The sequence below is a fragment of the Sulfitobacter sp. genome (assembly GCF_036960155.1).
GTDB lineage: Bacteria > Pseudomonadota > Alphaproteobacteria > Rhodobacterales > Rhodobacteraceae > Sulfitobacter.
Genome location: NZ_JBALWB010000001.1, coordinates 399718 through 418345 on the forward strand (window position 1 = coordinate 399718; position 18628 = coordinate 418345).

At 53.7% G+C, this 18628-nt stretch carries 22 protein-coding genes; 10 read left to right on the forward strand and 12 right to left on the reverse strand.

All coding sequences use genetic code 11. The features are described from left to right. The first annotated feature begins 21 nt into the window (after nucleotides 1–21). The 7 genes from pyrC (at nucleotide 22) to V7775_RS01935 (ending at nucleotide 4933) form a co-directional block, all read left to right on the forward strand. Nucleotides 22–1296 (forward strand): dihydroorotase, encoded by a 1275-nt coding sequence (gene pyrC, locus V7775_RS01905; protein ID WP_335750170.1) that lies wholly within the window; start codon nucleotides 22–24, stop codon nucleotides 1294–1296. A 15-nt stretch (nucleotides 1297–1311) separates the two neighbouring features. Continuing rightward, a complete protein-coding gene (gene plsY / locus V7775_RS01910) occupies nucleotides 1312–1920 on the forward strand; it encodes a glycerol-3-phosphate 1-O-acyltransferase PlsY (protein WP_335750171.1) in 609 nt (202 codons plus the stop codon). 103 nt (nucleotides 1921–2023) lie between these two features. Then, nucleotides 2024–2680, forward strand: a complete 657-nt coding sequence (locus V7775_RS01915) for a hypothetical protein (protein ID WP_335750172.1) — start codon at nucleotides 2024–2026, stop codon at nucleotides 2678–2680. A 53-nt stretch (nucleotides 2681–2733) separates the two neighbouring features. After that, nucleotides 2734–3267 (forward strand): GbsR/MarR family transcriptional regulator, encoded by a 534-nt coding sequence (locus V7775_RS01920; RefSeq protein WP_335750173.1) that lies wholly within the window; start codon nucleotides 2734–2736, stop codon nucleotides 3265–3267. A 125-nt stretch (nucleotides 3268–3392) separates the two neighbouring features. Beyond that, nucleotides 3393–3830 (forward strand): hypothetical protein, encoded by a 438-nt coding sequence (locus V7775_RS01925; protein WP_335750174.1) that lies wholly within the window; start codon nucleotides 3393–3395, stop codon nucleotides 3828–3830. Nucleotides 3831–3863: 33 nt separating this feature from the next. Further along, nucleotides 3864–4214 carry a hypothetical protein gene (locus tag V7775_RS01930; RefSeq protein WP_335750175.1) on the forward strand — a complete coding sequence of 117 codons (351 nt, stop codon included), beginning with the start codon at nucleotides 3864–3866 and terminating at the stop codon, nucleotides 4212–4214. Nucleotides 4215–4351: 137 nt separating this feature from the next. After that, complete coding sequence (locus tag V7775_RS01935) at nucleotides 4352–4933, forward strand: DUF805 domain-containing protein (RefSeq protein ID WP_335750176.1); 582 nt, start codon at nucleotides 4352–4354, stop codon at nucleotides 4931–4933. Between the two features lie 8 nt (nucleotides 4934–4941). On the opposite strand, the gene V7775_RS01940 is transcribed toward V7775_RS01935, so the two are convergent. Genes V7775_RS01940 through V7775_RS01955 form a run of 4 tightly spaced genes read right to left on the reverse strand, consistent with a single transcriptional unit; the run spans nucleotide 4942 to nucleotide 8481 of the window. Then, on the reverse strand, nucleotides 4942–6312 hold the full coding sequence (locus tag V7775_RS01940; protein ID WP_335750177.1) for a glutamate--cysteine ligase: 1371 nt from the start codon (nucleotides 6310–6312) through the stop codon (nucleotides 4942–4944). 54 nt (nucleotides 6313–6366) lie between these two features. Further along, a complete protein-coding gene (locus V7775_RS01945) occupies nucleotides 6367–6894 on the reverse strand; it encodes a hypothetical protein (RefSeq protein ID WP_335750178.1) in 528 nt (175 codons plus the stop codon). After that, complete coding sequence (locus V7775_RS01950; protein WP_335750179.1) at nucleotides 6875–7762, reverse strand: GNAT family N-acetyltransferase; 888 nt, start codon at nucleotides 7760–7762, stop codon at nucleotides 6875–6877. The genes V7775_RS01945 and V7775_RS01950 overlap by 20 nt, the downstream gene beginning before the upstream one ends. Then, on the reverse strand, nucleotides 7759–8481 hold the full coding sequence (locus V7775_RS01955) for a 16S rRNA (uracil(1498)-N(3))-methyltransferase (RefSeq protein ID WP_335751043.1): 723 nt from the start codon (nucleotides 8479–8481) through the stop codon (nucleotides 7759–7761). The genes V7775_RS01950 and V7775_RS01955 overlap by 4 nt, the downstream gene beginning before the upstream one ends. 12 nt (nucleotides 8482–8493) lie before the next feature. On the opposite strand from V7775_RS01955, the gene ubiA reads away from it, so the two are divergent. The 3 genes from ubiA to V7775_RS01970 all read left to right on the forward strand — a co-directional run bounded on the left by ubiA (nucleotide 8494) and on the right by V7775_RS01970 (nucleotide 11753). Then, on the forward strand, nucleotides 8494–9468 hold the full coding sequence (ubiA, locus tag V7775_RS01960; protein WP_335750180.1) for a 4-hydroxybenzoate octaprenyltransferase: 975 nt from the start codon (nucleotides 8494–8496) through the stop codon (nucleotides 9466–9468). Between the two features lie 63 nt (nucleotides 9469–9531). Next, nucleotides 9532–11430 (forward strand): OmpA family protein, encoded by a 1899-nt coding sequence (locus tag V7775_RS01965; protein ID WP_335750181.1) that lies wholly within the window; start codon nucleotides 9532–9534, stop codon nucleotides 11428–11430. Further along, the gene (locus V7775_RS01970) at nucleotides 11427–11753 is read left to right on the forward strand and encodes a hypothetical protein (protein WP_335750182.1); all 327 of its coding nucleotides are present in this window, start codon (nucleotides 11427–11429) and stop codon (nucleotides 11751–11753) included. Before V7775_RS01965 ends, V7775_RS01970 begins: the two co-directional genes overlap by 4 nt. 5 nt (nucleotides 11754–11758) lie before the next feature. Here the strand turns inward: V7775_RS01970 and V7775_RS01975 are convergent, their stop codons facing one another. From V7775_RS01975 to V7775_RS02010, 8 genes are all read right to left on the reverse strand, one after another. Then, complete coding sequence (locus tag V7775_RS01975; RefSeq protein ID WP_335750183.1) at nucleotides 11759–12205, reverse strand: universal stress protein; 447 nt, start codon at nucleotides 12203–12205, stop codon at nucleotides 11759–11761. Nucleotides 12206–12295: 90 nt separating this feature from the next. Next, entirely contained in the window at nucleotides 12296–12739 is a 444-nt protein-coding gene (locus V7775_RS01980; RefSeq protein WP_335750184.1) for a molybdenum cofactor biosynthesis protein MoaE, read from the reverse strand. Between the two features lies 1 nt (nucleotide 12740). Next, nucleotides 12741–12986, reverse strand: coding sequence for a molybdopterin converting factor subunit 1 (moaD, locus tag V7775_RS01985; protein WP_335750185.1), 246 nt, complete (start codon nucleotides 12984–12986; stop codon nucleotides 12741–12743). Further along, nucleotides 12986–13651 carry a CDP-diacylglycerol--glycerol-3-phosphate 3-phosphatidyltransferase gene (gene pgsA / locus V7775_RS01990; protein ID WP_335750186.1) on the reverse strand — a complete coding sequence of 222 codons (666 nt, stop codon included), beginning with the start codon at nucleotides 13649–13651 and terminating at the stop codon, nucleotides 12986–12988. The genes moaD and pgsA overlap by 1 nt, the downstream gene beginning before the upstream one ends. 78 nt (nucleotides 13652–13729) lie before the next feature. Continuing rightward, nucleotides 13730–15595 carry an excinuclease ABC subunit UvrC gene (uvrC, locus tag V7775_RS01995; RefSeq protein WP_335750187.1) on the reverse strand — a complete coding sequence of 622 codons (1866 nt, stop codon included), beginning with the start codon at nucleotides 15593–15595 and terminating at the stop codon, nucleotides 13730–13732. Nucleotides 15596–15878: 283 nt separating this feature from the next. Beyond that, nucleotides 15879–16658, reverse strand: coding sequence for an SDR family oxidoreductase (locus V7775_RS02000; protein WP_335750188.1), 780 nt, complete (start codon nucleotides 16656–16658; stop codon nucleotides 15879–15881). 9 nt (nucleotides 16659–16667) lie between these two features. Next, the gene (locus tag V7775_RS02005) at nucleotides 16668–17624 is read right to left on the reverse strand and encodes a calcium/sodium antiporter (protein WP_335751044.1); all 957 of its coding nucleotides are present in this window, start codon (nucleotides 17622–17624) and stop codon (nucleotides 16668–16670) included. A 168-nt stretch (nucleotides 17625–17792) separates the two neighbouring features. Continuing rightward, on the reverse strand, nucleotides 17793–18590 hold the full coding sequence (locus tag V7775_RS02010; protein ID WP_335750189.1) for a S49 family peptidase: 798 nt from the start codon (nucleotides 18588–18590) through the stop codon (nucleotides 17793–17795). Nucleotides 18591–18628 lie beyond the last annotated feature (38 nt).

Sequence of the window (18628 nt, forward strand, 5' to 3'; positions counted from 1 at the left end):
GCAGATTCAGAAAGAGACGTCATGACCCTTCACTTCATCAACGCCACTCTGATTGATCCCGATGCCGGGACCGAAATTAGTGGCTCCGTCAGTGTCCATGAAGGCCGCATCACCGCTGTGACTGCAGGTGGGCTGGCAAACCCAAAAGGTGAAATCATTGACTGCGCGGGCAAATACCTCGCGCCCGGCATTGTAGATCTGGGTGTAAAGGTCTGCGAACCCGGCGAGCGACACAAAGAAAGCTATCGCTCTGCAGGATTGGCAGCGGCCAAAGGCGGCGTGACTACCATGATCACCCGGCCCGACACAGACCCAACCATAGACAACCCCGAAACGTTAGAGTTTGTGACGCGCCGCGCCAATGAGGCAGCACCAGTCAACGTGATGCCAATGGCCGCCCTCACAAAAGGGCGCGCTGGCCGCGAAATGACCGAAATCGGCTTTTTGATGGATGCAGGCGCAGTAGCCTTTACCGACTGTGATCATGTGGTCACCGATACAAAGGTGTTTTCCCGCGCACTCACCTATGCGCGCAGCCTTGGCGCGTTGGTTATCGCCCATCCTCAGGAACCAATTCTAAGCCGCGGTGCCGCCGCAACATCAGGAAAATTTGCATCATTGCGCGGCCTACCTGCTGTTTCACCTATGGCGGAACGCATGGGATTGGATCGAGATATCGCCTTGGTTGAAATGACAGGCGCGCGGTATCACGCGGACCAGATCACCACGTCGCGGGCCCTGCCAGCGCTGGCGCGGGCCAAGGCCAACGGGCTGGACGTCACTGCGGGCATCGGCATTCACCACCTCACGCTAAACGCGCTTGATGTGGCTGACTACCGAACGTTCTTTAAGCTAAAGCCGCCTTTGCGTGATGAGGATGACCGAGTAGCGATGGTAGAAGCTGTCGCGAGTGGCCTAATCGATATTGTTTGTTCGATGCACACGCCGCAAGACGAAGAAAGCAAACGCCTGCCATTTGAAGAAGCGGCATCCGGCGCGGTGGGTCTTGAGACTTTGTTGCCCGCTGCCTTGCGGTTGTGGCATTCTGAAATGATCACCCTGCCCCAGTTGTGGCGGGCCTTGTCGTTTAATCCCGCACAACGTCTGGGGTTGGCTTCCGGTCGCTTGGAGGCAGGTGCACCAGCTGATCTTGTGATATTTGACCCCCATGCGCCGTTTGTGATGGACCGCGCCACACTCCGGTCAAAATCGCGCAATACGCCGTTTGACGGTGTCAGGATGCAGGGTAAGGTGCTGTCAACCTATGTCGCGGGCACCTGTGTTTATGAAGTATAATATGAGAGAATTCCTATGCCAGTAATTGAAAACACCATGATGATCTTGCTGCTTTGGGCCGTCCTTGGATACCTCATTGGATCAATTCCTTTTGGTGTTGTGGTTGCGCGCCTCATGGGGCTGGGCAATCTGCGCGATATCGGCTCTGGGAACATCGGCGCAACAAATGTGCTGCGCACTGGATCAAAGCCCGCGGCAGCAGCGACGTTGATTTTGGATGCGGGCAAAGGCGCTGTTGTTCTGTTGCTTGCGCGCAATATAGCGGGTGAAGATGCCGCACAAATCGCCGCCCTCGCCGCGATGTTGGGCCATTGCTATCCTGTCTGGCTGAAATTCAACGGCGGCAAGGGTGTCGCAACCTTTTTGGGCATCTTGCTGGCACTTGCATGGCCTGCTGGCATTGGCGCCTGTTTGGCATGGCTTGCCGCAGCTGCTATCACAAGAATGTCTTCCGTGGCAGGGTTGGTCGCAGCGGCCGCATCCAGCATCTTGGTAATCCTTACGGGATACGGCATCGCCTATCTGTTGTGTGTCGTTCTAACAGTGATCGTCGTTTGGCGTCACCGCTCCAACATCGCTCGCATCAAGGCAGGAACAGAGCCAAAGATCGGCAAAAAAGGATGAGAGAACCCGCACCTCTATTTTTAGTCACATCCCTTGCAGAACAATAGGCGGCTATGCCCATAACTTTTGTGATACGTTCCCAATCGGAACCGGAGATTGCGCAATGAAACTTACAGCTTTCATCTGTGCAGTGATCTTGGCCACCCCAGTTAGCGCAGAAACCTTTGACGTTTCCCTAGGTGGAAAAGCACTTGGTGAGTTGAGCTTTACAAAAAATGGCCGGAACAGGACACTCACCTCAACGCTCGATAGTACGCCGCTGGGGGTATTTAACGGGACGTTTAAAGGCACTAGCGCTGGGTCATTGCGCAGCAGCACGTTTGTCGGCGAAAGCAAATCTTCACGCAAACAACGTGTTGTTACTGTTGAAATTTCAAAAGGCAAAGCCGTAAACATCGCCATCACACCAGTTAGCGAGCAAACTGACCAATCGGATGCCGCACAGGTACAATCTGGTGTGATTGATCCAGTTCGTGCAATCGGGCAGCTGATCACTGCAAAAGGATGCCCTGCTGCGATGCTATTGTATGATGGCCGCCGTGTTATTGCGCTTAAACCGTCTGCCAGTGAGCAATCGGGGGCGGTCTTGTCCTGCTCCATGAGCTACAAAGTAATCGCAGGTCCCGGACATTTATCGCCACTGCGTATCTCATCAGCAAAGATGCAATTGAGCTACGATGTGGCAGGCGCCCAGCAATCGCTGCGCAAGATCAAGATGTCGTCGGGTATTTTCGGCCTGAGCCTTAACCGCCGCAACTAGTCCATCATTCTTTTATTTCTGTACTGACAGAAATTAAAGAATGAGTAGCTCAGATGCACCTTACTCCCGCCATGCAGAACTTTATCCTCCACTGGGGTGACATGGGTGCAAAATGGGGCACCAACCGTTCAGTCGCGCAAATCCACGCTCTGTTGCACATTATGCCTGAGCCCCTCAGCGCAGATGAAATCTGTGGATTGCTCAATCTGGCGCGCTCAAATGTATCCAACGGCCTCAAGGAATTACAAAGCCTTGGAATGGTCAAATCCCAGCGCAAGCTGGGGGATCGCCGCGATCATTTCACATCGATCCGCGATATGTTTGACCTGACCACCACCGTGATTGAAAGCCGCCGCGAACGGGAATACGTCCCCACCCTGCGCGCCCTGCAAGAGGTCCAGCGCGAAGCAGAACAAGACGCAACGCCCCCCGCCGTCAAGGCGCGTATCAAAGAGACACTTGAAACAATGCAGATGTTTGACAGCTGGTACTCGGACGTCACGCGCCTGCCCCGCTCCGTACAGATGGCCGCGATTAAACTTGGCGGTCGCATCGCCCGCTTTTTGCCAAAAAACAAAGACAGCTAAAACTTTTAACTTGGAATTTCTGTCATGACAGAAATAATCGGTAAATCAGAAATGAATGACATTCATCGGGATGTCGCCCAAACCGTTATCCATCAAATTCTTACTACTCAGTGAAAGGTATTGCTATGCACACCCTTATCACCCCTCCGCAGGTTCCCTATCCGCCTCGCTACATCATCGATCCGGTTGCGTTTTTTATCGCCCTTATCGGAGGACCGCTGTTGTTTACGGCCCTCAGCTTCTGGGTACTCTTAATCCCTGTCTTTGCTCTGATTTTAGGGGGACCAGTTTACCTTGTTGTCGGCACTCCCATATTGCTTTGGTATCTGCGAGATCATGACGGTGACCCAATTGACCTAGCTGTACTTGGCTTAATAGCCATGGGCTGTGTAGGCCTCTTGGTTCCACTGGCAGCGGCCTTTACTGGCGATGGTGATCTCCTTGCTTCTGGCCTCATATTAAGCGGGTTTGGCATGATTTTCGCGATGGCTTGGGCCTATTGCTTTGGCCGGATCTACCAACATCTGCGGCGCGACTTCTTTGCCAAACCGCGCCGCATGTAACCCTCAACAAAATCAACAAAAAGGAACGAACCAATGATTGTACTTGCTGTTCTATATATCGCTCTGGGTTTCGGAGCCTTAACCGCCCTTGCCGCTATGATCCTGCGCATTGGCTCCATGTTAGCCGAATGCCCAGACAGCGGCCCAAGTGTCCGCGCGGCAGCGGTCACCATAGCCACCGGATTTGCCGCTATCGGCGCAGGTGGTGTCATTCTGATCGGTGCTGTTTTGCCACTGTTGTCAGATGCGGCTCTCGCTGGCTTCCTCGCCGCGCTTGGGTTTGCCGCACTTTGTCTTGGGTTGGGTTTCACTCAGGCCGTCGGCACCCTGCGCGCTGTTATGCAGGATGCGGGCAACAAAGTGGATGTCGCCGCCGCTGCATAACGGATCAAGAAAATGAAACAACAGGTCGGCCCACTAGGTCGGCCTGCTTTTGTTCTGGTCACCATTTTACCATATTTCGTCCCTTTTTGCGCCACGCACAGCCTGCAATGTGCACACACGCAACAAGGGAACGCACCATGACCGGACCATTCACAGCCCTCACGCAGGCGTTTGTAAACATCTTCAATTTTTCTGGTCGGTCTACGCGTTCTGAATTTTGGTGGCCCTATGGGGCCATCATCATCGCATCAATTACCGCTGGTGTGTTCGATGCCATGATGGTGGCGAGGGTTATCCAAGAACAAGGTGATCTAGGGCTTTTCTCGCTCGGCGCGGCCGATTTTTCCTCAATGTATGTGGGTGTAATTACACTCATCCCACTGCTCAGCTTATCTGTGCGTCGCCTACATGACGCAGGGTTTTCTGGATTTTGGATTCTGCTCAACTTCATTCCAGTGATTGGGGGATTGGTGCTGCTAGTGTTGTATGTCCTACCTTCCAACACATCCTCCAGCATCTACGGGGCAGCCAAGCAGACAGCACGCGTTAGCACCACAGGCGCACCAGTGGCACAAGATGCACACAAACGCGCCATGCAGGGCTATGCCCTGTTGTACGAAAAAGACAAGCCAGTGACGCCCGCACAGCAGGCCGCACGCAAGGCAGAGATAACAGACTATTATCGCAGCCATGTCCTGAAACCGGCTGCGAGCATTTAGTCAGCGCCTCAGTAAGAAAACTCGGAATAAATCCGGCTTAGATCGCCGTTCCACTCGCCATTGTAGCAATCGATCAGCTCATCGGCCGGTGTTTTTCCGGTCTCGACGCTTTCTTTCAGCGCATTCAAGAAATGTGTCTCGTCAGGTACAAGCCCGCCCGCACCGCTGCGCGCACGCGCTTTCAGGCCAGCCTCGGACAGGGCAACCGTTTCACGCGCCAGATCAATCATTTTGATCCCGTTCACTTGCGCCTGCAATCCGTCAACTGACGCAGCAACACGCAATTCTTCGCGGGTTTCTGCATCCCAATCTTTGACCAAGTCCCATGCACCATCTAGCGCGGATTGATCATACATCAGCCCAACCCAGTACGCAGGCAGCGCACACAAACGACGCCACGGGCCGCCATCTGCGCCGCGCATCTCAATGTATTTCTTCATCCGCGCTTCGGGGAATGCGGTGGTGAGGTGATCAGCCCAATCGCTAAGCGTAGGTGTCTCACCGGGCAGCGCAGGCAATTTCCCAACCATAAAGTCACGGAAACTCATGCCCAGCGCATCAATATATTTTCCATCACGGTAGACAAAATACATCGGCACATCGAGCGCGTAATTCACCCATGCTTCAAATCCAAAACCCTTTTCGAAAATGAAAGGGATCGTGCCAGTGCGCGCAGGATCGAGATCACGCCATACGCGGCTGCGCCACGACTTATGACCGTTCAGCTTGCCCTCAAAGAAGGGCGAATTGGCAAATAACGCGGTAGCAACAGGTTGCAAGGCAACAGCTACGCGCATCTTTTGCACCATGTCTGCCTCTGATCCGAAATCGAGGTTCACCTGAACTGTACAAGTCCGGCGCATCATGACGCGGCCCATTGTACCGACCTTGGTCATGTAGTCGTTCATGAGGTTGTAACGGCCCTTGGGCATCAGATCCATCTGCTCATGGGTCCAAATGGGTGCGGCACCCAGACCGATCCAACCCACACCGATTTCATCGGCAACATCTTTGACTTCGCGCAGGTGGGTATTCACTTCGTCACATGTCTCGTGGATGGTCTCAACGGGCGCACCGGAAAGTTCCAACTGGCCGCCCGGTTCAAGGGAAACGTTCGCACCGTCCTTTTCCAGACCAATCAGTTTGCCGCCTTCTTCGACGGGGGTCCAATTGTGACGGTCGCGCAAACCCTCAAGCATCACCCGAATAGAGCGTTCTCCCTCATAGGGCAGTGGCTTTAGTGTGTCTTTGCAATACCCGAATTTTTCATGTTCGGTCCCGATGCGCCACTCGTCTTTGGGCTTACATCCCTCGGCAAGAAACTCTGCTAGTTGGTCAAAATGTTCGATCGGGCCGCCGCCGGATTGTGGAATGGACATCGATGCGCTCCGCTATTTGTGTGTTCCGCAGCCTTGCGGAGATTCTCTGTGTCGTCAATGCAGTAAGGCGTGGGCGGGACGCAAGGGGGAGCGTTCCCAAATCACAACAGCGTGCCTACGACCCGCACGCAATTCAGTAAGCATGCGCTCGGTTCGCAACCCCGGCAATGTCGCGAATGCATCAAATAACGCATCCGAACCTGCGGCATTTACGGGTATTAAAACAGTGTCTTGCCCAGCGGCATCAAGCCGCCAATGCGCAGGATTCATGGTGGCATCAAGGCTTAACCGCTCTAGCGCAGTAAGCGCGACCACCCCTCCGGTGAGGGGCCCGAAATAAGAGACTTGACCTTCATCAACCTGCACCGCCCCCGGTCCGTCACCAGCCCCGCGAAACCGTGCACGTTGCACGCCAACAAGCGCAAGTGCACCGCCGGCCAAAACCAAGGCCCACCCCGGCAAAGCCAACAAACGCCCCGGCCCCACGATCCACCACAGGCCTAACAGGGCAAGGCCGATAGCGATTATTACTTCACGCCACTGCCAAAGTGCGGCCTTTGCTTCAGGTCTGAAAAACATCATGGCTTCCTTTCACCTCAAAGGGTGTTTTGAGCAGGGCAATTTCGTAGTCACCAACGCGTTGAAAACCAATACGTTCATACGCGCGCGCAGCCGCAGCATTGGCTGCAAAGAGGATGGCTGTTGTTGTACCCATTGTGCGTAACTCAAATAACTGGGCTGCAACAACCGCGCCAGCCAAGCCCTGCCCCCTTAACGCTGTAGGGACGTAAACTCCGCCGATCTGAACCGTCTCTGCCACACGCGCATTCAATGAAGTCATCGCTACAGCGACGCCATCACGCTCCAATATTCGCGCAGCATCATGGGCAGCAAAAACTGCCGCAGCCACATCACCTGAGGCACCATCTGTTGGGGTGATTCCTGTATCCTGCGCATATCCGTCAAACCAATCCTCCAGCACCACTTTGTCAGCTTCCGTTGGCTTACGGAGTTGCAGCCCTGTTAGCTGAGGCAGCTGCAGATCCTCCAACGCCAAGCGGTACAACGGTTCAGTTTCTTTTACCGAAAACACAGCCCGTTCGAGACCTAACGCATTTACCCAAGCATCCACTTGATTTGGAACACCCGTAATGCCAGCAATTTTTCGCCCCATAAGCACAGCAGCCGCCGCATCCCAAAACGCGGCATCGCCATTCGGAGCCTGACACATCAGATAGCCACCTTTGGTGCACGCAACGACGGCTTCGATACATTGCGACTCATACAGCCAATAAGTCGTTGAGTGGCGGTGATTTGAAACGCCCAAACCATGCGACGCCAGATTGCCACGCAAAAACATAGAGGTTTCAGGATATTTGCCCAGAAAAGCCGCAAGGTTTACCGCATCGCCGTCACCAGCCTTGCGTAAACGCAGTTGTGACGCACTCACGTCCAGTCTCCTAGGGTTTGCTGCCAAATTGTCATGGCAGCGACGGCCGCCGTATCCGCGCGCAAAATACGTGGGCCTAGCGAAACAGCTGTGGCGTGAGCCAATCCATGCAACCGCTTACGCTCCACGTCTGAGAACCCTCCCTCAGGCCCGATGAAAATGGCCCATGGCCCCGTTCCCTCAAGGCCGTGCGCCACACCCGAAGCGGCCAGCGCCTCGTCACAGAACATGATCTGACGGTCTGGATCCCAATCATGCAGCAACCTGTCAAAACGGATCATCTCACTGACTTGGGGGACATAGGTGCCACCACATTGTTCAGCCGCCTCTACTGCATGCGCTTGCAGACGGTCGCGCTGAATACGGCCGGAGTTAGTAAATTCTGTCTGCATGGGCACAATCCGCGCAGCGCCCATTTCGGTCGCCTTTTCTACGATGAAATCTGTGCGGGCCTTTTTAATAGGCGCGAAACACAGCCAAAGATCAGGGGGCATTTGCAGCGGCTTGGTCTGCTCATCACACGATAGCATGCCGCCGCGCTTACCCGCCTCGGTAATGCGCGCACGCCATTCGCCATCTTGCCCGTTTAACAGCAATACTTGCCCGCCGATGGCCTGCCGCATCACCCCAAAAAGGTAATGCGCCTGCCCTCGATCCAAAGGAACTGATTGCCCCGCACCCAAAGGGTGCTCTACATAAAGTCTAATTTTCGCGTCCATAAGGATGGATATATGCAAGACGACGTCCCATCACCAGACCCGAGCGACGATGGAATCGTCGCTGATGCTTATTCAGACAATTGGGTAGACCGTTATGCACCTGCTAAAACACGCCCATTTCTGCGTCTAAGCCGTGCAGACAGGCCGATTGGCACATGGTTGTTGCTCCTGCCATGCTGGTGGGGTCTTTCGCTTGCGATGCTTTATGACGGTCAACCAAAATGGTTTGATCTGTGGATATTCGTTGGGTGCGCAATCGGATCATTCCTGATGCGCGGTGCGGGATGCACATGGAACGACATATCTGACCGCGACATTGACGCGCAGGTCGCACGCACCCGTTCACGCCCTATTCCATCCGGTCAGGTCAGTGTTAAAGGCGCTGTACTCTGGATGGCCCTACAAGCGCTTATATCATTCGCCATTCTGTTAACGTTCAATGCAGCGGCGATCCGCCTTGGTGTTCTTGCCTTGATCCCTGTTGCGATTTACCCTTTTGCGAAACGTTTTACGTGGTGGCCGCAGGCCTTCTTGGGCCTTGCGTTCAACTGGGGCGCCTTACTGGCATGGACCGCGCATACTGGTCGCCTAGATGCGCCTGCGGTTGTGCTTTATCTCGCTGGGATAGCATGGACCCTATTTTACGATACAATCTATGCGCATCAAGATACCGAAGATGACGCGCTCATCGGGGTCAAATCCACTGCGCGACTGTTTGGCGAGAACTCTGGGAAATGGCTGCGCCGCTTTTTGATGGGTACTGTTGGACTTATGGGCATCGCCGTAGTCTATGCTGCAGTGCCAAACGCATCTGTTCTTGCGCTGGCTGTAGCCATTTGCGGACCTTGGGCCATGGGGTGGCACATGGCATGGCAATTGCGCGGGTTGGATATCAACAATGCCGAGAAAATGCTGCAACTGTTTCGCGTTAACCGAGACACCGGCATGATCCCGCTGCTCTTTTTCGCCGCTGCGCTACTCCTTTGATTGCACCACAGGCGGCGGCATCGTACACCCGTGATTAATTCTTGAACTATTTCGAAAGTGCCCATGCGCCTCTCTTCAATGCTCACGATTTTCCTGACATTTGCCGCCGCAGCGGTTGTGTCTCTTGTTGCCGCCAATTTCTCTGTCAGTTTGATCGAGGATTCGTCCGAAATCGGCGTACGCGACGCATTAGACGATAAAGGCATGACATGGGCAGAGGTCGAAGCGAATGGGCTTCAGGTCTCCCTTTCCGGCATCGCACCAACCGAAGCTGTGCGCTTTTCGGCACTAACAACGGCGGGTTCGGTCGTCGATGCCGCGCGGGTGATTGATGACATGGGCGTAGCTGCCCAAGAGGCCTTAGCCGCCCCTAAATTTTCCGTCGAAATTTTGCGCAACGACAGCGGTCTTTCTGTGATTGGTTTAATCCCAACCAGTACAGACCGCGACTATGTCATTGCACGGTTTAACAGCCTTGCCGGTTCAAATGGCGTAACCGACCTGCTGGAAACGGCAAATTACCCTGCCCCAGATGGCTGGGAAAGGTCACTGGAATTCGCATTAACCGCAATGAGCAGCCTGCCCCGCGCAAAAGTATCTGTTACGGCCCAGCATATTGCGATCACTGCAATCACCGACAGCGCCCCAGAAAAGGCCCGCCTTGAGCAAAACCTAAGGCGTATGGCCCCCAGTCAGATCGATTTAGGTTTGAAGATTTCGGCGCCGCGTCCCGTCATAACCCCCTTCACCACCCGTTTCCAAATTACTGAGGACGGCACCAGTTTTGATGCCTGTTCAGCTGATACCGAGCTGGCAGCGAAACGTATCATCAGCGCAGGCAAAGCAGCTGGTGCCGTCAATCCTCGTTGTACTGTTGGGCTCGGTGTCCCTAGTCCTCGTTGGGCCGATGCCGTAACTGCATCAATCAACGCAGTTACAAAGTTGGGCGCAGGATCGGTAACAATCGCTGATGCAGATATTTCCCTTGTTGCAACTGCGCAAACAACCCAGTCCGAATTCGACAAGATCGTCGGTGAGCTGGAAAACACGCTGCCACCCGTTTTTGCACTTCAGGCTAAACTGCCCCAAGAGCAAGATCCAAATGCTGGCCCACCCGAATTCACTGCAACCCTTAGCCCAGAGGGGCAGGTACAATTACGCGGCCGTGTAAATGACGATGCGCTGCGCGACCTCACCACCAGCTTTGCTAAAGCGCATTTTGGATCAGACAGCGTATACACTGCAACGCGTGTTGTTGATGACCTGCCCGCTGATTGGGCGACACGCGTCCTTGCTGGCCTCGAAGGTTTGAGCCAGCTCAGCAACGGCGCGATTTCGGTTACCCCCGATCTTCTCGTGCTAACAGGCAACACGGGCAATCCTGACGCCTCTACTGAAATTGCATCCTTGCTGGCAGGTAAACTGGGCGAAGGCAGCGCATTTGACGTGAATGTAACTTACCAGAAAAAACTGGATCCGGTCCTTGGCCTTCCAACGCCGGATGAGTGCGAAGCCGAAATTGGCGCGATCGTTGCGGCAGGCAAGATCAACTTTGAACCCGGCTCTGCAACAATTGATTCTTCCGCGTTGGGCACCATGGATGACATTGCTGCCATCCTGAAACGCTGCGGCGATCTACGCCTTGAAATCCAAGGCTACACAGACAGTCAGGGCCGCGAAGAAATGAACCTCGCCCTAAGTCAAAGCCGCTCAGAATCGGTTCTGAACGAGTTGCGCGCCCGCCGTGTTGTCACCGGATCATTCAAAGCGGTTGGGTATGGTGAAGAAAGCCCTGTTGCAGATAATGGCACCGAAGCGGGCCGCGAAGCCAACCGCCGCATCGAATTCCGCCTCATTCGCCCGGATACAGTTACAACACCCGAAGAAACAACGCTGGAAAACACCGCCGAAAACGGTGATACAGCCCCTGATACGACCACTGAAGAAAGCGCATCCGAATGAGCCGATTTGAATTTGTCCTCGCGACTGCCGTCATTCTATTTGTTGCGTTTTGCATGGGGTGGTTTGCAAACTGGTTGCTCCACCGCTTTACGCGCGTCGCAGCAGATGATGTCGCGCAACTGGACCGGATGAGCCAAGAGCTGCATGAAGCCGAAGAAACGCGTGATCAGGCGATCACCTATCTTCAGCAACGCGAAGCCGAACTGACAAATCAGTTGGCCCAGACCGAAGCAGAATTGCGTGCAGCAATGGACGGCTTGCGCGATGCACGCCATGAAGCTGAAGAAATGCGCGCCTACATTGAAAGCCAGCGCGCAGGTTAGTCCACCTAGGGAACGGTCATGCAGGCGCAGTGCGCTTGCTTGCTGATCTGGTGCGATGTGCTGCCCAAGACGAAGGCCCCCAAATCTCCCAGCCCGCGCCGCCCCGTGACAATCAAGTCGGCGTTAACTGATTTGGCTACTGCTAATAAATCCCGCGCAGGATCACCCTGACCAACGTGAATCTCAACAGAATCGACGCCCTGCGCAATAGCATCCTCGCGTGCTTTTTCGACCAACCTATTTGCTGCCTCGTGCAATACTTCTTTGTGGACAGTATTTGGCCCTACATAAAACCCTGATATGGCCTCGGCCGCGTATGCGACGGTTTCGTCTCGCGGAGAGTGGGAAATCTGTAGCGTCGCACCGAACTTTTTTGCCACCACACAAGCCAACACTAAGGCGCGGTCTGCAGCGTCAGAACCATCTATGCCAACAACAATCGAAGAAATCATATCCTGCCCTCCTATGGGATGATCCTCAGACCATATCACCCTTCACAGAACGGCCGCCTTGATGTGGATCAACGCGCAGCCAGCGCCTCATTACCAGCGGGCCAGCGCCACCTCATCCTCGTCCTTGGATTCGACCCATACTTCGCCCGTGGCCGAAATTTCGCGTTTCCAAAATGGCGCACGGGACTTGAGATAATCCATCAGGAATGTGGCCGCTTCAAATGCGTCTTTGCGGTGACGCGCTGCAGTGGCTACCATCATGATCATCTCACCCGGTTGCAGCCGGCCATGGCGATGAATCACTAGGACATCCCCCAATGAGAACCGCGTTTTGGCATCTTCTGCCATCGCTTCGATCGCCTTTTCAGTCATCCCTGGATAATGCTCGATCTCCATCGCATCCATTGAATTGTTCGGTAGATCGCGCACGATACCCGTGAAGGTCACGATGGCACCCATATCGCTATGGCCCGTCGCAAACGCAGTACTTTCAACGCCCAGATCAAATGGTTCGTGTTGGACCGAAATACGCATCTTACCCACCTGTCATTGGAGGAAAGAAGGCTACCTCACGAACGCCATCAAGGGAGGCGTCAAAATCAGACAACTCCTGATCCAATGCAACACGCAATGCGCTAATGTCTTCAAAGGCAGCGGCATAGCGTTCTTCACGCGCGCTTAGTTCTGCGACAAGTTCATTCACAGTTGCAGCTTTTGTCTCGATCACTTCACGTGGCAGACCGATGCGTTCACGCACCCATGCGAAATACAATACATCCATTAGCGAGACTCCTTGAGATATGGGGCTGCTTTCATCAGATAATCCCATCCGGTAACTGCGGTCAGTCCAGCAGCCAACCATAACAACCACAGACCAATCCGACCTGACCACTCCGTAGCCTCGACTTTCCAACCAAGGCCCAGAACGTCCTCTTCGGCGCCTGTCAGGATCGCCTGAACCATGGCACTGTCCATGCCATATATCCCCATCCCGAGGTAATGCTCAAACACGCCCTGACTGAACAAAACCGCAATAGCCGTCATCTGCAGCGCAGTTTTCCATTTAGCGAGTTTGGTTACCTTCAGCGTACCAGCAGTGTCACCCAAATATTCCCGTAACCCCGACACAAAAACTTCGCGAAACAGGATTACTGTCGCGGGAAGAATAAGCCACGGCGACCAGCTGGAAAACCCGATGATGACCATCAATGCGATGACAACCATTGCCTTGTCGGCAATAGGATCCAGCATTGCACCCAATTTGGTCTCTTGCTTCCATGCCCGTGCCAGATACCCATCTATCCAATCTGTCGCTGCAGCCGAGACAAACAACATCAGCGCAAACCAATCCGCATATGGCCGCGTAAAGTACAGAAACATGATGGCAAGACAAGGCGCAGCCAGCAAGCGAAGGACAGTAAGTATATTTGGTACATTCCAATTCATATCTGCACCCTACACCGCCCGCTTAGAACGTAAAAGCACGAACCCGAACACCAGCGGAACATGGACAAGCAATTGCAATCAGCCCTTTTCATGGAAGTAGGCATAAATTGTATCTGCCAAAGTATCCGAGACGCCATCAACAGCCTTAAGGTCATGCAAATTCGCACGCGCTACGGCCTTCGCCGAACCGAAATGCGCCAGCAATGCGCGCTTACGTGTCGCGCCCACGCCCGGCACTTCATCAAGAGGCGTCGCACCCACTGATTTGGCCCGCTTGGCGCGGTGTGTTCCAATTGCAAACCGGTGTGCCTCATCCCGCATGCGCTGCACGAAATAGAGTACCGGATCATTGTGGCGCAGCGCCATGACCCGTTTGCCCGTGCGGTGGAATTCTTCCTTGCCAGCGTCCCGTTCTAGGCCCTTTGCAACACCTATCATCGGGATGTCCTCAACACCGAACTCACGCATAATATCGCGTACCGCACTCACCTGCCCTGCGCCGCCATCAATCAACAACAGGTCAGGCCAATGCCCTTCTTTGCGCTCCGGGTCTTCTTTGATCAGACGTTTAAAGCGGCGCGTTAACACCTCTTTCATCATGCCAAAGTCATCACCGGGAGTGAGGTCCTCACCGCGAATGTTGAATTTCCGGTATTGGTTCTTGATCATGCCCTCGGCACCAGCAACCACCATCGCTCCAACGGCAAAAGCCCCCTGAATGTGGGAGTTGTCGTAAATCTCAATCCGCTCTGGCGGTTTTGGCAACTCAAAGGCCTCTGCCAGCCCTTTAAGGAGTTTCTTCTGGTTTGCGCTTTCTGCCATTTTCCGCGCAAGGCTTTCACGTGCATTGCGCAGAGCGCCATCAACAAGCTCAGCCTTCTCACCGCGTTGAGGCACCAGTACTTCGACCTTGCGATCAATCTTGGTTGCCAAGGCATCTGCCATCAGTTCGATATTTTCAATTGCATTGCTCAACAACAGCTGACGAGGTGGTTCGCGTTGATCATAAAACTGACCGATGAACGCCTCCAGTACCTCGGCCGCATCCACATCTTCCCCGACACGCGGGTAATAATCGTGGTTGCCCCAGTTTTGCCCTGAGCGGATAAAGAACACCTGAACACAGGCCTGCCCGTCCGCCATATGTAGCGCGATGATGTCCGCCTCGCTGACCCCTTTTGGATTAATCCCTTGCGCAGTTTGAACCTGCGTCAACGCCTTGATCCGGTCCCGCAAAGCAGCGGCCCGTTCAAACTCCAACTCTTCAGAGGCTTTTGCCATTTCCTCGGCCAACCGCGTCTGAATGCCCGTGCTTTTACCCGTTAGAAACTTCTGCGCATCTTGCACTGTCTGCACGTATTCCTCAGCGCTGATTTTTCCTACGCAGGGAGCTGAACATCGCTTGATCTGGTATTGCAGGCAGGGGCGTGTGCGCGATTCAAATTGCGAATTCGTGCAATCGCGCAAAAGAAACACCCGCTGCAATTGGTTGAGCGTCCGGTTCACCGCACCTGCGCTGGCAAACGGGCCGTAATACGATCCCTTTTCCTTTTTGGCGCCCCGGTGTTTTTTGATCTGAGGATAGTCGTGTTCATTGGTGACTAAAATATTGGGAAAGCTTTTGTCATCGCGCAGCAACACGTTGAATTTCGGTTTGAGTTGTTTGATCAGGTTCTGCTCAAGGAGCAGCGCTTCGGTCTCTGTTTTTGTTGTCAGAAACATCATCGATGCGGTGTTGTCGATCATCCGCGCGATGCGCGCCGTGTGTCCCGTCGGGCGAGAATAGCTGCTAACACGAGCACGCAGGTTGCGCGCCTTGCCCACATACAAAACCCTACTTTCACTATCGAGCATCCGGTAAACCCCCGGCGAGCTGTCCAATGTCCTGAGATAGGCATGGATAATCTCATAGCCGGTAGGTTTGGCTTCATTCACGTCAGACACTACGTTCGATTCTCCATTTCGCTCCACGTTTTAGCAATGGTATCAACTAAAAACATGTCCCCGTTTCCTGTGGATAAGTCTGTCTATAACTTTCAGATGTTGGCAATTTTTCGTTGTATTCTAAATGCTTCGTTAATTTGTCTAATTTTTAGGCACAAATCTAAGACATTGGTATTAAACGATATTAAAATTTCACCTATGTAAAACAACCCATTAACACCGAAATTTTGTAACAGTTTCTAGGTTTACAATCTTGCCGTGCAGAACTTTGATTCGCTCTCAATCACTCAACACCCAACACATCAGGGGTCTTCCATCCCAAATGTTGCCCACCATCCACACACAAGAGTTGGCCAGTGACAGCGGGTGCATCCAGGAAATAACCCAAAGCGGCAGTGATATCAGTCGCATTTGAGCCGCGTTCTAAAATTGTTGCGGCCCGCTGCTCCTCAAAATGAACCGGAGTTTGCCGGCCTCCTTTTAGGGTTGGGCCCGGTCCAATTGCATTAACACGCACCATTGGTGCCAGCGCGCGCGCCGTTGTTTGGGTCAGTGCCCACAGTCCCATCTTAGCAAGCGTATAGGTCATAAATTCTGGAGTAAGCTTGCGGACGCGCTGATCAACCATATTCACAATCAACCCCGTCGCGACCTGCTCCCCTGCTTCGTCGATGTCTGCTTTCAAACCCTGCGCAGCCATTGCTTGGCTTAAGACAAAGGGCGCGCGCAGGTTGGAATTCATATGCTTGTCCCAGCTGTCACGCGTAGCGCTTGAGATGGTGTCGTGTTCGAAGATAGATGCGTTGTTTACCAGACAGGTAATCGGCCCACCCAGGGCGGCCACAGCCGCGGGAAACAGCCCTTCCATCGCGTCAATCTCAAGGAGGTTCGCCTGTAGGGCCACTGCGTTGCGTCCCATTGATTTGATTTCGGTGACAACCTCGTCTGCGCCATCTCTAGAACTGGAGTAATGCACCGCTACATCAAAGCCGCGACCCGCCAGATATAACGCCATTGCACGGCCAAGTCGCTTGCCCGCGCCAGTAACTAGTGCTCGTTTCATTTTAATCCCTCAGCCAGCCAAAACCACAAACAGATAAGTGGCATATAGTACAGTCAGCGCAATTCCCCAAATCCTAGTGAGATTTTGCCCAAGATAGACAAATGGGATCAACAACAATGAAGCCCCCAGCATCACCCAAAGGTCAAATTGCAAGAACGCGGGGTCAACCTCAATTGGACCTACAAAGCTGGCGATGCCGATGATCGCCAGTAGATTGAACATGTTGGACCCGATAACGTTGCCCAGCGCCACGTCTGCCTGCCGGCGCAGTGCGGCCATGACAGTGGTTGCTAGCTCAGGCAAGGACGTACCGATCGCCACCAACGTGAGGCCAATCACAGTATCGCTCACACCAAATTCCTTGGCGATGACAGTTGCATTATCCACCAGCAGACTTGCGCCCAGTGGCAGGCCGATCATTCCCAACACGAGAAACAACGCGATACGCCAACCCGGCATATCTGGATCGACGCCTTCTAAATCTTCCTCATTTGTTGCGCAGGCTGAATCGGCCTTTTTGTGTGCATGTGCATCACGTGCCGCATCAAACAACATCGCAGCAAGGGCGGCCAGCAGCGCAACCGCTGAGATTTTATCAAAAACACCTCTGTAGGCCAGCGCAATGAACAGCAATGTTGCTGCGATCATGTGATTAAAGGATTTTCGTGTGTTACACTCGGAGGTGTGCATCGTCGCAAGCAAAGCAGGAACACCAAGAACTAGCAAGATGTTGGCAGTGTTTGACCCAACGACGTTGCCCATCGCAATTCCGGGAACATCATCCAAAACAGCCTTTATCGAAATAAGGAGCTCTGGCGCTGACGTTCCGAAGGCAACAATTGTCAGGCTCACGATCAAGGCTGGAATACCAATTCGTAAGCTGAGGTTTACAGCGCCTTTTACAAGCGCATCACCAGCCAGCAACAAAATGATCAATCCAAGCCCAGACAGCAACCACGCAGACATCATCCCCGTTTCCCTCCACAGGCACAGGGCCCTTTACCAATGCGGTAACGCCCGCACGAATTACACTTATGTTGAGTTAGGGTTTTGCCCCCAATCCAATGCATTTTCCCAAACCAGCCAAGCACGCCGATAAACACAAGGAAAAGAGCAACAATCTTTAGGATCATATTACAAACCGAACCGGGCAAATTGGGCGCGCTCTTCTACACTGTGCAGCGCGTCACCCACAATCTGCGCACCAAACCGGCTCAGCATGCCTTTTTTAGCGCCATAGCGGCGGAGTTTAACTTTTTTACCAAACCGTTCCTGCAGGTGCGGCTTGATGTGGCCGATGCCATCAATCAGGCCAACTTCAATCGCCTTACGCGCCAGCCAGATTTCTCCTGTAAACAGATCGCGACCTTCGGGCAGCTTGCCCGCACGCCGTGTCGTAACGTGCTCTTTGAAATTGACGTGAATGTCTTCCAACAGCTCTTTGAGTCTCGCAACATCTTCGGGCTTTTCGGGGCGGAAAGGATCAAGCATGGATTTAGAATTCCCGGCTGTATAAACGCGCCGCTCTACCCCGTTTTTCTCCAGCAACTCGTGCAACCCAAAGCTAGCCGAGATCACACCGATAGACCCCACAACCGACGATGTGTCGGCGTAGATTTCGTCCGCCGCCGCGGCAAGCCAATAGCCGCCGGAAGCCGCTACATCCTCAACAAAGGCGATAACCGGAATGTTCTTTTCCTCAGCAAGCCGTCGAATGCGCGCGCCGATCAAAGAGGATTGAACAGGGCTACCACCGGGTGAATTCACCTCAAGCGCGACGGCAACAGGTTTGCCTTTGGTAAACGCTTTTTCAATGACAGGTCCGAGGGTTGCGTCATTCAACGCACCGCGACCTGCCGAACCAATAGTACCCGACAGCCGAATAACGGCAACGGTCGGGTCACTTTTCAAAAAGGGGAGCCATTGTATCATGGATTCACATGTAGAGTGGTGCACGCCCCGCAACAAGG

What these genes read in the sequence shown, in the direction of transcription:
- V7775_RS01975 (WP_335750183.1), bottom strand. Translation starts at nt 12,205, where the DNA reads ATGATTTCTTCGATTGTTGTTGGCATAGATGGTTCTGACGCTGCAGAC.
- pgsA (WP_335750186.1), bottom strand. Translation starts at nt 13,651, where the DNA reads ATGAATTGGAATGTACCAAATATACTTACTGTCCTTCGCTTGCTGGCT.
- V7775_RS01970 (WP_335750182.1), top strand. Translation starts at nt 11,427, where the DNA reads ATGAGCCGATTTGAATTTGTCCTCGCGACTGCCGTCATTCTATTTGTT.
- V7775_RS01965 (WP_335750181.1), top strand. Translation starts at nt 9,532, where the DNA reads ATGCGCCTCTCTTCAATGCTCACGATTTTCCTGACATTTGCCGCCGCA.
- moaD (WP_335750185.1), bottom strand. Translation starts at nt 12,986, where the DNA reads ATGGATGTATTGTATTTCGCATGGGTGCGTGAACGCATCGGTCTGCCA.
- pyrC (WP_335750170.1), top strand. Translation starts at nt 22, where the DNA reads ATGACCCTTCACTTCATCAACGCCACTCTGATTGATCCCGATGCCGGG.
- plsY (WP_335750171.1), top strand. Translation starts at nt 1,312, where the DNA reads ATGCCAGTAATTGAAAACACCATGATGATCTTGCTGCTTTGGGCCGTC.
- ubiA (WP_335750180.1), top strand. Translation starts at nt 8,494, where the DNA reads ATGCAAGACGACGTCCCATCACCAGACCCGAGCGACGATGGAATCGTC.
- V7775_RS01920 (WP_335750173.1), top strand. Translation starts at nt 2,734, where the DNA reads ATGCACCTTACTCCCGCCATGCAGAACTTTATCCTCCACTGGGGTGAC.
- V7775_RS02005 (WP_335751044.1), bottom strand. Translation starts at nt 17,624, where the DNA reads ATGTCTGCGTGGTTGCTGTCTGGGCTTGGATTGATCATTTTGTTGCTG.
- V7775_RS01955 (WP_335751043.1), bottom strand. Translation starts at nt 8,481, where the DNA reads ATGGACGCGAAAATTAGACTTTATGTAGAGCACCCTTTGGGTGCGGGG.
- V7775_RS01945 (WP_335750178.1), bottom strand. Translation starts at nt 6,894, where the DNA reads ATGATGTTTTTCAGACCTGAAGCAAAGGCCGCACTTTGGCAGTGGCGT.
- V7775_RS02010 (WP_335750189.1), bottom strand. Translation starts at nt 18,590, where the DNA reads ATGATACAATGGCTCCCCTTTTTGAAAAGTGACCCGACCGTTGCCGTT.
- V7775_RS02000 (WP_335750188.1), bottom strand. Translation starts at nt 16,658, where the DNA reads ATGAAACGAGCACTAGTTACTGGCGCGGGCAAGCGACTTGGCCGTGCA.
- V7775_RS01940 (WP_335750177.1), bottom strand. Translation starts at nt 6,312, where the DNA reads ATGTCCATTCCACAATCCGGCGGCGGCCCGATCGAACATTTTGACCAA.
- V7775_RS01915 (WP_335750172.1), top strand. Translation starts at nt 2,024, where the DNA reads ATGAAACTTACAGCTTTCATCTGTGCAGTGATCTTGGCCACCCCAGTT.
- V7775_RS01980 (WP_335750184.1), bottom strand. Translation starts at nt 12,739, where the DNA reads ATGCGTATTTCGGTCCAACACGAACCATTTGATCTGGGCGTTGAAAGT.
- V7775_RS01925 (WP_335750174.1), top strand. Translation starts at nt 3,393, where the DNA reads ATGCACACCCTTATCACCCCTCCGCAGGTTCCCTATCCGCCTCGCTAC.
- V7775_RS01935 (WP_335750176.1), top strand. Translation starts at nt 4,352, where the DNA reads ATGACCGGACCATTCACAGCCCTCACGCAGGCGTTTGTAAACATCTTC.
- V7775_RS01930 (WP_335750175.1), top strand. Translation starts at nt 3,864, where the DNA reads ATGATTGTACTTGCTGTTCTATATATCGCTCTGGGTTTCGGAGCCTTA.